This is a genomic window from Streptomyces sp. 35G-GA-8 (assembly GCF_023534745.1).
Taxonomy (GTDB): Bacteria; Actinomycetota; Actinomycetes; order Streptomycetales; family Streptomycetaceae; genus Streptomyces.
In genome coordinates this window covers 271,705-284,036 of the sequence record NZ_JAMHJQ010000008.1, presented here as the reverse complement: position 1 = coordinate 284,036, position 12,332 = coordinate 271,705, and the positions used below count along the sequence as shown (strand labels likewise).

The following is a 12,332-nucleotide window of genomic DNA, read 5'->3' as shown; positions in this document are numbered from 1 at the left end:
CCGCTCGCGCCGGGCCCTCGGAACCCCTCCACGGAGGACCCGACCGGCGCGAGCGGCGGACGAGTCGTACACTTATCGGTCCAGTGCAGGCCGGTCGCCTGTCCCGGAGGGGCAACCCCGCGGGCAAGGTGACCGGCCTTCTCGTCCCTCATGGAGGTGTGCCGGATGACCAGTACGGTCCCCGCGTCCCTGACCCGAACGGCCGAAGGCTCCGCGCTTCAGGCTGTCCTTCTCGACATGGACGGCACCCTGGTCGACACCGAGGGATTCTGGTGGGAAGCCGAGGTGGAGGTCTTCAAGGCCCTCGGGCACGTCCTCGACGAGACCTGGCGCGAAGTGGTGGTCGGCGGGCCCATGACCCGCAGCGCGAGCTTCCTCATCGAGGCCACCGGCGCCGCCATCACCCTCGCCGAGCTGACCGTGCTGCTCAATGACAGCTTCGAGGACCGGATCGGGCGCGATCTGCCCCTCATGCCCGGCGCGAACCGGCTGCTCACCGAACTGGCCGCCCATGAGGTGCCCACCGCCCTGGTCTCCGCCTCGCACCGGCGCATCATCGACCGGGTGCTCGCCTCGCTCGGGCCCCAGAACTTCGCGCTCACCGTGGCGGGCGACGAGGTGCCCCGTACCAAGCCGCACCCCGACCCGTATCTGCTCGCGGCGCGGGGCCTGGGCGCCGATCCGGCGCGCTGCGCCGTCATCGAGGACACGGCCACCGGGGTGGCCGCCGCCGAGGCCGCCGGGTGCCGGGTGGTCGCCGTGCCCTCCGTCGCACCGATCGCCCCGGCGGCCGGCCGCACGGTCGTCGGCTCGCTCGAAGAGGTCGATCTGGTATTCCTGCGCGGTTTGATGACACACGGGCGCTGAACCGCGTACCGAGCGTCGCGACGGAATGCCGAACGGAAACTCTCGGCATTGGCGCGGATATTTTCCGTTACCTTCCGCGACCACAATCCGAGCCGGTTCCAAACACCGTGGAAGTGACCTTTGTCACGCGCTCGGGCGTCGACAGGGGAGGGCGGGGCTGATCCGCGCCGGTCCGAGGCGGGGTTCCCTGTGCCCTTGTGTCCCGGTTTACTGACAGGTGCGCGTATCATTCCGCAGCCCGGATATCCACGCGCCGCTATTTCCGATCACTGTGTGATTACGTTTCAGATCGGGCCCGTTCCGGCATTCCCGGAGCCTCCGACTAATCTCGTCGCGAGCACTTCGCCGCTTCAACGACGTGTCCCGACGACTCACCAAGTCGCCACGCACACAGGACCGATCGCCCTGTATCCCGGCCCGATCGCATCTGCCCCGAACGGGTGGGCGCGGCGGAGTCTCCCATTTGCACCGCTGTATCTCAGTGCCGGATGAGGGAGTACGTCCAGGATGAACCGCAAGACTTTGGCGCTGTCGGCCGTGATCGGCCTGCTTGCGCCCGTGCTCGCCGGTTGCGGTGGCTCGGACGGTGGCTCCGGCGGCGAGGCCATTGTCGTGGGTACCACGGACCAGTACGTCGCGACGGAAGAGGCCATAGCCCCGCTGGACCCGGCCGCCGCCTACGACACCGGTTCCTGGAACGTCCTTCGCCAGACCATCCAGACGCTGATGCACGTCCCGCGCGGTGGCGGCAAGCCGGTCCCGGAAGCGGCCTCCAACTGCGGGTTCACGGACCGCGCGAACGAGAGCTTCCGCTGCACCCTGCGTGAGGGGCTGAAGTTCGCCGGCGGCGACCCCATCACGGCCGATGATGTGAAGTACTCCATCGAGCGGGTCCTGAAGATCAACGACCCCAGCGGTGTGGCCGGTCTGCTGACCAACATCGACACGATGGAGAGCGACGGCGCCCGCGAGATCGTCTTCCATCTCAAGACGCCCGACGCGACCTTCCCGTACAAGCTCTCCACGCCCCCGGCCGGCATCGTCAGCCAGAGGGACTACGAGCCGACGAAGCTGCGCAAGGGCTTCGACGTGTCCGGCTCCGGCCCGTACAACTTCAAGCCGGAGATCAAGGGCGACACCGTCACCAAGGCGACCTTCACCAAGAACGCCGACTACAAGGGCGACCTGAACATCCAGAACGACAAGGTCGAGCTCCAGCCCTTCAAGGACGCGGACGACATGGGCAAGGCGCTCGACGCGGGCGACATCGACGTGATGACCCGCGCGATGACGCCCGAGCAGGTCCAGGCGATGGTCGAGAAGCCCAAGGACACCATCCAGCTCACCGAGATGCCGGGGCTGGAGATCCGCTACCTCGGCTTCGACACCGACGCCCCGACCGTCAAGGAGAAGGCCGTACGCCAGGCCATGGCGTACACCATCGACCGCGGCGACCTGGTCACCAAGGTGTACGGCGCGACGGCCGAGCCGCTGTACTCGCTCATCCCGTCGAGCATCGCCACGCACACCAACTCGTTCTTCAACAAGTACGGCGACCGCGATCTGGCCAAGGCCGCCGCCATGCTGGAGGACGCCGGGATCCAGACCCCCGTGAAGCTCTCGCTGAACTACACCACCGACCACTACGGCGAGGCGACGGCGAAGGAGTTCGAGACCCTCAAGGAGCAGCTCAACAGCAGCAAGCTCTTCGATGTCTCCATCAAGGGCACGGAGTGGAGCGTCTTCCGTCCGAACCAGATCAAGGGTGACTACTCCGTCTACGGCATGGGCTGGTTCCCCGACTTCCCGGACCCGGACAGCTATATCGCGCCCTTCCTGGACAAGGACAACTTCCTCAACACGCCCTACAACAACAGCAGACTGCGCGGTGAGCTGATCCCGCAGTCGCGCCGCGAGGCCGACCGCAGCGCCGCGACGCAGACCTTCAGCCAGATCCAGGACATCGTCGCCGACGACGTACCGGTGCTGCCGCTCTGGCAGGGCAAGCAGTACGTCGCCGCGCGCGACGACATCGCGGGTGTGGAGTGGGCGGTCAACTCCTCGGCGGAACTGCTCCTCTGGGAGCTTCGCCGCGGCCCCGGCGCGTCCTGACCCTCCCGGGAGCGGGAGCCCCGGGGAGACTTCGGGAACGTCCTGAACAACAGACCGGCCGCGTGGGCGAGACCCACGCGGCCGGTCCGCTGTTCAGAAGGCCGCGGTCAGAGGCGGCGGCGGTCATCGGCCGAGGGCCGCCGCCGTCACTGGGCGCCGGGGCGCACCAGCCCGCTCTCGTACGCGTACACCGCGGCCTGCACGCGGTCGCGCAGCCCCAGCTTGGTCAGCACATGACCCACATGCGTCTTGACCGTGGTCTCACTGACGAAGAGATCCGCGGCGATCTCCGCGTTGGACAGCCCCCTGGCGACCAGCTTGAGCACCTCGACCTCGCGCTCGGTCAGCGTGTGGAGCGTGTCGGGCACCGGCTCCTCGCCGGACGGCAGATGATCCGCGTACTTGTCGAGCAGCCGGCGCGTGATGCTGGGCGCCAGCATCGCCTCACCCGCCGCGACCACCCGGATCGCCTGGACCAGCTCATTGGCCGGCGCGTCCTTGAGCAGAAAGCCGCTGGCCCCCGCGCGCAGCGCCTCCACCACGTACTCGTCGAGATCGAAGGTCGTCAGGACCAGCACCTTCGCCGGACCGTCCCGGCCGGGGCCGGTGATCTGGCGGGTCGCCTCCACCCCGTCCATCCTGGGCATCCGGATGTCCATCAGCACCACATCGGGCTGCAGCGCGCGGACCTGGTCGATGGCCTGGAGGCCGTCCCCGGCCTCGCCGACGACCGCGATGTCCTGCTCGGCCTCCAGGATCATCCGGAAGCCGGTGCGCAGCAGCGGCTGGTCATCGACCAGTAGGACGCGGACAGTCACAGGGAACTCCTTCACTAGACCGGCCCCATTCTGCCCTGGCGGCCAGGGACGCCTTCACACGGCTACGCGGACCCCGGCACGCCGACCGTCAGCGGATAGACGGGAGGCGTACCACCGAATTCCGGACAGACCGCCTGGTGGTCGCACCAGCCGCACAGCTTCGTGGGACGCGGGCGCCAGTCACCCGTCTCGGTGGCCAGCCTGATCGCCTCCCAGAGCGCGAGCAGCTTGCGCTCCACCCGCTCCAGATCGGCCTCCACCGGGTCGTACGTGACGACCTCCCCGCTGCCCAGATACACCAGCTGGAGCCGGCGCGGCACCACCCGCTTCAGCCGCCAGATCACCAGCGCGTAGAACGACATCTGGAACCGTGCCCCGTCCGCGTACTCCGGACGAGGGGCCTTGCCCGTCTTGTAGTCGACGATCCGTACCTCGCCCGTGGGCGCCACATCGACGCGGTCGATCACCCCGCGCAGCCGCAGCCCCGACTCCAGCTCCGTCTCCACGAACAGCTCACGCTCGGCCGGCTCCAGCCGGGTCGGGTCCTCCAGCGAGAACCACCGCTCGACCAGCCGCTCCGCCTCCGCCAGCCAGCCCGCCAGCCGCTCGCCCTCCGAATCCTCCGCGAACAGCTCGGCGAGCTCGGGCCGGGACTCCAGCAACCGGTCCCACTGGCCGGGGATCAGCGCCTTCGCCCGGGGCGCCGTGCGCTCCACGGCCGGCGCGTCGAAGAGCCGCTCCAGCACGGCGTGGACGAGCGTGCCACGGGTCGCCGCCTCGCTCGGCTTCTCCGGCAGCTTGTCGATCACGCGGAAGCGGTACAGCAGCGGGCACTGCATGAAGTCGCTCGCACGCGACGGCGACAGCGACATCGGCGCCCGGCCGGGCGGCGAAGTGGGCGGCGTGCTGGGCGAAGTGGGCGGCAGGCTCGTACTCATGACGCAGACCCTATGACCCGACACCGACAGCGATCCGAATACCATCGACTACAGAGCCACTCGCACCGCATGATCGAGCGAGCGACGCTGCTGACGAAGGGAACCCGTGAAAGAGGACGACGAGCGCGACGAGAGCAGGCCGTCGCAGCCCGGCAAGGGGGATACGGGCCCCGACGACAAGCCACCCCGCCGTGAGGACCCGGGCGGTGGCATTCTCATGGGCCGCCCCTTCGGCGTGCCGGTGTACGTCGCCCCGAGCTGGTTCGTGGTGGCCGCGCTCATCACCTGGATCTTCGGCGGCCAGCTCGAACGGATCCTCCCGCAGCTGGGCGGTCTGCGCTATCTGCTGGCGCTCTTCTTCGCCGTCGCCTTCTACGCCTCCGTACTCGTCCATGAACTGGCCCATACGGTCGCCGCGCTGCGCTTCAAGCTGCCGGTGCGCCGGATCCAGCTCCAGTTCTTCGGCGGTGTCTCCGAGATCGAGAAGGAGTCCGAGACCCCGGGCCGCGAATTCATCCTGGCCTTCGTCGGGCCGCTGCTCTCGCTGGTGCTCTCGGGGATCTTCTACCTCGGCCTGCTGGCCGTCGAGCCCGGTACGGTCCCCGGTGTCCTGCTCGCGGGGCTGATGGTCTCCAATCTGATCGTCGCCGCCTTCAATCTGCTCCCCGGCCTTCCGCTGGACGGCGGCCGGATGCTGCGCGCGGTCGTCTGGAAGATCACCGGCAAGCCGATGAGCGGCACCGTCGCCGCCGCCTGGGTCGGCCGGGCGCTCGCCGTCGCCGTGCTGATCGGTCTGCCGCTCCTCACCCGTACGGGCGCCCTGGGAACCTCCGCCAGGAGCGCCGGCGGTATGGAGACCGTCACCGACGCGCTGCTCGCCGCCATCCTCGCGGCGATCATCTGGACCGGCGCGGGCAACAGTCTGCGGATGGCCAGGCTCCGCGAACACCTCCCCGAACTCCAGGCCCGCGCCCTCACCCGGCGCGCGGTGCCGGTCGAGTCCTCCACCCCGCTCTCCGAGGCGCTGCGCCGGGCCAACGAGGCGGGCGCCCGCGCCCTGGTCGTCGTCGACGGCCACGGCGACCCGACGGCCCTGGTCCGGGAGTCCGCGATCGTCGGCGTACCCCAGCACCGCCGGCCCTGGGTCGCCGTCAGCGGCCTCGCCCAGGACCTCACGGACGGCATGAAGGTACCCGCGGACCTGGCGGGGGAGGCCCTGCTCGAACGGCTCAGGGCCAGCCCCGCGACGGAGTATCTGGTGCTGGAGGAGACGGGCGAGATCTACGGTGTCCTGTCGACGGCCGATGTCGAGCGCGCCTTTGTCGCCGCGATGGCCCGCCCGCAGGGGAAGTGAGGGCCACCGGGCCGCTCACCCGGGCGAACCGGGACCCCGGAAAAAGCGGCTAAGCTTCAAACATGTCCGAACCGACCGGTGCCGCCCGTCGTCGCGGCCCCTTCAAGGTCGGGGACCAGGTTCAGCTCACCGACCCCAAGGGACGCCACTACACCTTCACGCTCGAAGCCGGGAAGAATTTCCACACCCACAAAGGGTCCTTCCCGCACGACGAGCTGATCGGTGCTCCCGAGGGCAGTGTTGTCCGTACCACGGGAAACGTCGCCTATCTCGCGCTGCGCCCCCTGCTCCCCGACTATGTCCTGTCCATGCCCCGCGGCGCCGCGGTGGTCTATCCGAAGGACGCCGGCCAGATCCTGGCCTTCGCCGACATCTTTCCCGGCGCACGCGTCGTCGAGGCGGGCGTGGGTTCCGGCTCGCTCAGCAGCTTCCTGCTGCGCGTCATCGGGGACCAGGGCATGCTGCACTCCTACGAGCGCCGCCAGGACTTCGCCGACATCGCACGGCAGAACGTGGAGCGCTACTTCGGCGAGCCGCACCCCGCCTGGCAGCTGACGGTCGGTGACCTTCAGGACAATCTGTCCGACACGGACGTCGACCGCGTGATCCTGGACATGCTCGCCCCCTGGGAGTGCGTCGAGGCCGTCTCCAAGGCGCTGGTGCCCGGCGGCATCCTCTGCGCGTATGTCGCGACGACCACACAACTCGCCCGCACCGTCGAGACGATCAGGGAGTTCGGCACGTTCAACGAGCCGGCCGCCTGGGAGTCGATGATCCGCAACTGGCATGTGGAGGGCCTGGCCGTACGCCCGGACCACCGGATGATCGGCCACACCGGCTTTCTGGTGACCGCCCGTCGCCTCGCGGACGGCGTCGAGCCGCCGCTGCGCCGCCGCCGTCCCGCCAAGGGCGCGTACGGCGACGACTACGACGGCCCAGGCAGCGGCAGCGGCGGAGGCTCGCGCGGCTGACCGAACACGCCCGCTGCGCCGCCGAGTTCCCGTCCGGAACGGACGAACTCGGCGGCGCTTTCTTTATGTTGGCCTTACGGACCCCGCTGTTCCGCCGTGTTGTGACGTGTGGCACGATGCTGTCTCCCTCCCCCCACCGTTGGTTATCCGCCGGTACCGCCTTCACAGGAGACACTCCGCGTGCAGCTCTCCGACGTTCCGGACCTCGCGCACACCCGGCCCCGCCCCGTGCACTGGCTCGCGACGGCCACCGCGATGGCCGCTGTCGTGGCCCTGGCCGGTCTGCTCCAGCCCGGGGCCGCCACGGCGTCCCAGTCGGGCTCGGGATCCCCGAAGACCGCGGCCCCCGGCCGCGCCCCGCTGCCCGCCCCCGACCCCTCCGGCGTGGACTTCCCGCTGGAGTGCGGGGGCGTGGGCACGACCCTCGCCAAGAAGGCCTCGGGCGATCTCGACGGGGACGGCAACCCGGAGACAGTGGCGGTCGTGCACTGCGCGGCCGGCTCCGGCTCCCCGCCCAACGGCGTGTACGTACTGACCAGGACCGGCGACGGGGGCGAGCCGGCCAGGATCGTGGCGACGCTGGTGGACCCGAAGGACAAGCTCACCGTCGGCCCCGACTTCGCGGTACGCGACGGGGAGATCATCGCGACGCTGCTCGGCTACTCGGGCCCCACGGTGCCCAGCTGCTGTCCCGACGAGGAACAGCGCGTCTCCTGGCGGTGGCAGAACGGCGCCTTCGTACGCGGTGAGCGGCCCGTCGCGCGGAGTGTGTGAAAGATCACCGCAGGTGGCGCCATGAGACGGGCCGTGACAGGGAGTTACGCCGCGTCGGGGCCGTACACCTCGACCCGGTCCGTCACCCGGCGTACATGAATGCAGTCACCGGGGCACTCCTTGGCGGAGTCCACCACGTCGCGCAGCAGCGGCAGGGGTACGCGCGTGGTCGCGCCCGGGTCCTGGAGCAGCTCGTCGTCCGGGCTCTTCACATAGGCCAGGCCGTCGATGTCCAGCTCGAACACATCAGGGGCGTACTGCGCACAGATCCCGTCCCCGGTGCAGAGGTCCTGGTCGATCCAGACCTCCAGCGGCTCACCGTTGTCGGTGACGCCTTCGGTGGGAGCCTCCTGCTGCACGGTCATCTCTCCTGCCGTTTACCTCGGCGGGCAGCGCATTATGGAGTAAGTCGCGGCGGCCCTGACGGGTGTTGAACGCCTCGACGATACAACCGACAGCTTTCCGATGTTCCTGGGTGGGTATTCCCCTGGCGTGAGGGAGGGCGCAAGGGTGAAGATCGGACCTACCCCGACAGTCTTTGTGATCTAGGGGTTTCAATCATCACCCACCCAGGTAGGGTCAGGAAGCGTCCAGCTCCCCTTGGAGGAGGTGAGGACCGTGGCAGCCCACGACGACGACATCAACCGCGGCATCCGGCCCGGGCGGGGGTCCGAAGACCCAGCCGGCCAGGTTGCCTATCTCGAGCAGGAAATCGCCGTCCTGCGACGTAAGCTCGCCGACTCTCCGCGGCACACGAGGATTCTCGAAGAGCGGATCGTCGAGTTGCAGACGAATCTCGCCGGAGTGTCCGCACAGAACGAGCGGCTCGCCAATACTCTGCGTGAGGCCCGCGATCAGATCGTGGCCCTCAAGGAGGAGGTCGACCGGCTCGCTCAGCCGCCGGCCGGCTTCGGTGTCTTTCTGCAGGCCAATGAGGACGGCACGGCCGATATCTTCACCGGGGGCCGCAAGCTCCGGGTGAATGTCAGCCCCGGCGTCGAGCTCGACGAGCTCAGGCGCGGCCAGGAAGTCATGCTCAACGAGGCGCTCAATGTGGTCGAGGCCATGGAGTTCGAGCGTGCCGGGGACATCGTCACCCTCAAGGAGATCCTTGAGGACGGCGAGCGCGCCCTGGTGATCGGGCACACCGACGAGGAACGGGTGGTGCGGCTCGCCGAGCCGCTGCTGGACATCACCGTCCGTCCCGGCGACGCCCTCCTGCTCGAACCGCGCTCCGGCTATGTCTATGAAGTGGTTCCCAAGAGCGAGGTCGAGGAGCTTGTCCTCGAAGAGGTTCCGGACGTCGATTACGACAAGATCGGCGGTCTGGGCGGCCAGATCGAGATGATCCGCGACGCGGTCGAGCTTCCGTACCTCCACCCGGACCTCTTCAAGGAGCACGAACTGCGACCGCCGAAGGGCATCCTGCTCTACGGCCCGCCCGGCTGCGGCAAGACCCTGATCGCCAAGGCCGTCGCGAACTCCCTCGCCAAGAAGGTCGCCGAGGTGACCGGCCGGCCCGCGGGGAAGAGCTACTTCCTCAACATCAAGGGTCCCGAGCTCCTCAACAAGTACGTCGGTGAGACCGAGCGCCATATCCGGCTGGTCTTCCAGCGTGCCCGGGAGAAGGCGAGCGAGGGCACGCCCGTCATCGTCTTCTTCGACGAGATGGAGTCCCTCTTCCGCACCCGCGGATCCGGTGTCAGCTCGGACGTGGAGAACACCATCGTCCCCCAGCTGCTCGCCGAGATCGACGGTGTGGAGGGCCTGGAGAACGTCATCGTCATCGGCGCCTCCAACCGCGAGGACATGATCGACCCCGCGATCCTGCGGCCCGGCCGGCTCGATGTGAAGATCAAGATCGAGCGTCCGGACGCGGAGGCGGCGAAGGACATCTTCGCGAAGTACCTGACGCCCTCGCTGCCGCTGCATGTGGACGACGTCTCCGAGCACAACGGCTCCAAGGAGTCCGCGGCTCACGGGATGATCCAGTCCGTCGTGGAGCAGATGTACGCGGAATCCGAGGAGAACCGCTTCCTGGAGGTCACGTACGCGAACGGCGACAAGGAAGTCCTGTATTTCAAGGACTTCAACTCCGGTGCGATGATCCAGAACATTGTCGACCGGGCCAAGAAGATGGCCATCAAGGCATTCCTCGACCATGACCAGAAGGGCCTCAGGGTCTCCCATCTCCTCCAGGCTTGCGTGGATGAGTTCAAGGAGAACGAGGACCTGCCGAACACCACGAACCCGGACGACTGGGCCCGTATCTCCGGTAAGAAGGGCGAGCGGATTGTCTTCATCCGTACCCTGGTGACCGGAAAGCAGGGCGCGGACACCGGACGCTCCATCGACACGGTGGCGAACACCGGTCAGTACCTGTAGAGCGCGGACCGGCTGCGGATGTCCGGAAGGGCATCCGCAGCCGGTTGCTTTCCACGTACCTTCCACCACACCAGGCCAATGACGGAAATGATCTCCCCACCGGCGCAGAGGCGTTCTAGGCTCTTTCCTACCGCCGCGTCGCGCAGTGCGGGGTCGGGCACCGCACACGCACACGCGACGGAGAGACAGCGGTACTTGAGCCGCGCTTCCGGAGGGGAGCGCCGCCGGGCAAGGAGGGCCGCATGACCGTACGGCGAGTAATGGGCATCGAGACGGAGTACGGCATCTCCGTTCCGGGTCACCCGAACGCCAATGCCATGCTCACCTCGTCCCAGATCGTCAACGCCTACGCGGCGGCGATGCACCGGGCACGACGTGCCCGCTGGGATTTCGAGGAAGAGAATCCGCTGCGGGATGCCCGTGGCTTCGACCTCGCCCGCGAGACGGCCGATTCCAGTCAGCTCACCGACGAGGACATCGGCCTGGCGAATGTGATTCTCACGAATGGCGCGCGGCTGTACGTCGACCACGCCCACCCGGAATACAGCTCTCCCGAGATCACCAATCCCCGCGACGCCGTCCTCTGGGACAAGGCGGGCGAGCGCATCATGGCCGAGGCCGCCGAACGCGCGGCCCAGCTGCCGGGCGCCCAGCCGATCCATCTGTACAAGAACAACACCGACAACAAGGGCGCGTCCTACGGCACGCACGAGAACTATCTGATGAAGCGGGAAACCCCCTTCTCGGACATCGTGCGCCATCTGACGCCGTTCTTCGTCTCCCGGCAGGTCGTGACCGGCGCGGGCCGGGTCGGTATCGGCCAGGACGGGCATGAGCACGGCTTCCAGATCAGCCAGCGCGCGGACTATTTCGAGGTAGAGGTCGGCCTGGAGACCACGCTCAAGCGCCCCATCATCAATACCCGTGACGAGCCGCATTCCGACGCGGAGAAATACCGCCGGCTGCATGTGATCATCGGCGACGCGAATCTGTCGGAGATCTCGACCTATCTCAAGCTCGGCACGACCTCGCTCGTCCTCTCCATGATCGAGGACGGCTTCATCAACGTCGATCTCGCGGTCGACCAGCCGGTCCGCACGCTGCACCAGGTCTCGCACGACCCCGACCTCGGCCGGCTGGTCACGCTCCGCAGCGGACGGACACTCACCGCTGTGCAGCTCCAGATGGAGTACTACGAGCTGGCCAGAAAGTATGTGGAGGAGCGGTACGGCGTCGACGCCGACGAGCAGACCAAGGACGTCCTGGGCCGCTGGGAGGACACCCTCAACCGGCTGGAGAACGATCCGATGAGTCTGTCGGGCGAGCTCGACTGGATCACCAAGCGGGAGATCCTGGAGGGCTACCGGCGCCGGGACAACCTGGACTGGGACGCGGCCCGGCTGCATCTCGTGGACCTCCAGTACGCCGACGTACGCCCCGCCAAGGGCCTCTACAACCGTCTGGTGGCCCGCGGCAAGATGCGGCGGCTCCTGGACGACCAGGACGTCGAGCGGGCCAGGACGAAGCCTCCGGAGGACACCAGGGCGTATTTCCGGGGACGGTGCCTGGAGCAGTACGCGGACGATGTGGCGGCCGCCTCGTGGGATTCGGTCATCTTCGATCTGCCCGGCCGTGACTCGCTCCAGCGTGTGCCCACTCTGGAGCCGCTGCGGGGCACCCGCAACCACGTCAAGGAGCTGCTCGACCGGTGCCGTACGGCGGAGGAGCTGGTCCGGGTGCTGTCCGGAGGCTGAAATGGTCCCGGTCCGGGAATGATCGAGGTGGTACCCGGACGTTGTCAGAAGTGCGGGGCCGATGTCGGACCCTCCTTGTAGGGTCTGATCATGTAGGTCACATCGAGCGGGGCGAACCGAGCGGGGTGAGGGTTATGGCGACCAAGGACACCGGCGGCGGACAGCAGAAGGCGACGCGTTCCACCGAGGAGACCGAGGAGCAGGCGCAGGAGGCGCAGGCATCCGAGGACCTCAAGGAACGCCAGGAGAAATTGTCCGACGACGTGGACTCCGTCCTGGACGAGATCGACGACGTCCTTGAGGAGAACGCCGAGGACTTCGTGCGCTCCTTCGTCCAAAAGGGCGGCCAGTAGCAGCGG

Annotated in this window: 11 protein-coding genes; 8 read left to right on the top strand and 3 right to left on the bottom strand. The window is 68.0% G+C overall.

Going from position 1 to position 12,332, the window contains the following annotated elements:
- Positions 1-165: 165 nt before the first annotated feature.
- Both M1203_RS20290 and M1203_RS20285 read left to right on the top strand, forming a co-directional pair.
- Entirely contained in the window at positions 166-867 is a 702-nt protein-coding gene (locus M1203_RS20290) for an HAD family phosphatase (protein ID WP_249951163.1), read from the top strand.
- Positions 868-1,374: 507 nt separating this feature from the next.
- The gene (locus M1203_RS20285) at positions 1,375-2,979 is read left to right on the top strand and encodes an ABC transporter substrate-binding protein (RefSeq protein WP_249951162.1); all 1,605 of its coding nucleotides are present in this window, start codon (positions 1,375-1,377) and stop codon (positions 2,977-2,979) included.
- Between the two features lie 146 nt (positions 2,980-3,125).
- On the opposite strand, the gene M1203_RS20280 is transcribed toward M1203_RS20285, so the two are convergent.
- Both M1203_RS20280 and M1203_RS20275 read right to left on the bottom strand, forming a co-directional pair.
- Complete coding sequence (locus M1203_RS20280; RefSeq protein ID WP_046498782.1) at positions 3,126-3,797, bottom strand: response regulator transcription factor; 672 nt, start codon at positions 3,795-3,797, stop codon at positions 3,126-3,128.
- A 62-nt stretch (positions 3,798-3,859) separates the two neighbouring features.
- Positions 3,860-4,735, bottom strand: coding sequence for a PD-(D/E)XK nuclease family protein (locus M1203_RS20275; RefSeq protein ID WP_249951161.1), 876 nt, complete (start codon positions 4,733-4,735; stop codon positions 3,860-3,862).
- A gap of 106 nt (positions 4,736-4,841) precedes the next feature.
- Here M1203_RS20275 and M1203_RS20270 point away from each other — a divergent pair, with 106 nt between their 5' ends.
- The 3 genes from M1203_RS20270 to M1203_RS20260 all read left to right on the top strand — a co-directional run bounded on the left by M1203_RS20270 (position 4,842) and on the right by M1203_RS20260 (position 7,834).
- Positions 4,842-6,089 (top strand): site-2 protease family protein, encoded by a 1,248-nt coding sequence (locus tag M1203_RS20270; RefSeq protein WP_249951160.1) that lies wholly within the window; start codon positions 4,842-4,844, stop codon positions 6,087-6,089.
- A 62-nt stretch (positions 6,090-6,151) separates the two neighbouring features.
- Complete coding sequence (locus M1203_RS20265; RefSeq protein ID WP_249951159.1) at positions 6,152-7,060, top strand: tRNA (adenine-N1)-methyltransferase; 909 nt, start codon at positions 6,152-6,154, stop codon at positions 7,058-7,060.
- A 180-nt stretch (positions 7,061-7,240) separates the two neighbouring features.
- Positions 7,241-7,834 (top strand): hypothetical protein, encoded by a 594-nt coding sequence (locus tag M1203_RS20260; protein WP_249951158.1) that lies wholly within the window; start codon positions 7,241-7,243, stop codon positions 7,832-7,834.
- Positions 7,835-7,878: 44 nt separating this feature from the next.
- Here the strand turns inward: M1203_RS20260 and M1203_RS20255 are convergent, their stop codons facing one another.
- On the bottom strand, positions 7,879-8,199 hold the full coding sequence (locus tag M1203_RS20255) for a ferredoxin (RefSeq protein ID WP_249951157.1): 321 nt from the start codon (positions 8,197-8,199) through the stop codon (positions 7,879-7,881).
- Positions 8,200-8,452: 253 nt separating this feature from the next.
- Between M1203_RS20255 and arc the strand changes: the two genes are divergently transcribed.
- The 3 genes from arc (at position 8,453) to M1203_RS20240 (ending at position 12,326) form a co-directional block, all read left to right on the top strand.
- Positions 8,453-10,219: a proteasome ATPase gene (gene arc, locus M1203_RS20250; protein WP_249951156.1), complete on the top strand. Its 1,767-nt coding sequence runs from the start codon at positions 8,453-8,455 to the stop codon at positions 10,217-10,219.
- Between the two features lie 242 nt (positions 10,220-10,461).
- Complete coding sequence (dop, locus tag M1203_RS20245; protein WP_365908887.1) at positions 10,462-11,973, top strand: depupylase/deamidase Dop; 1,512 nt, start codon at positions 10,462-10,464, stop codon at positions 11,971-11,973.
- Between the two features lie 134 nt (positions 11,974-12,107).
- The gene (locus M1203_RS20240) at positions 12,108-12,326 is read left to right on the top strand and encodes a ubiquitin-like protein Pup (RefSeq protein WP_030754525.1); all 219 of its coding nucleotides are present in this window, start codon (positions 12,108-12,110) and stop codon (positions 12,324-12,326) included.
- Positions 12,327-12,332 lie beyond the last annotated feature (6 nt).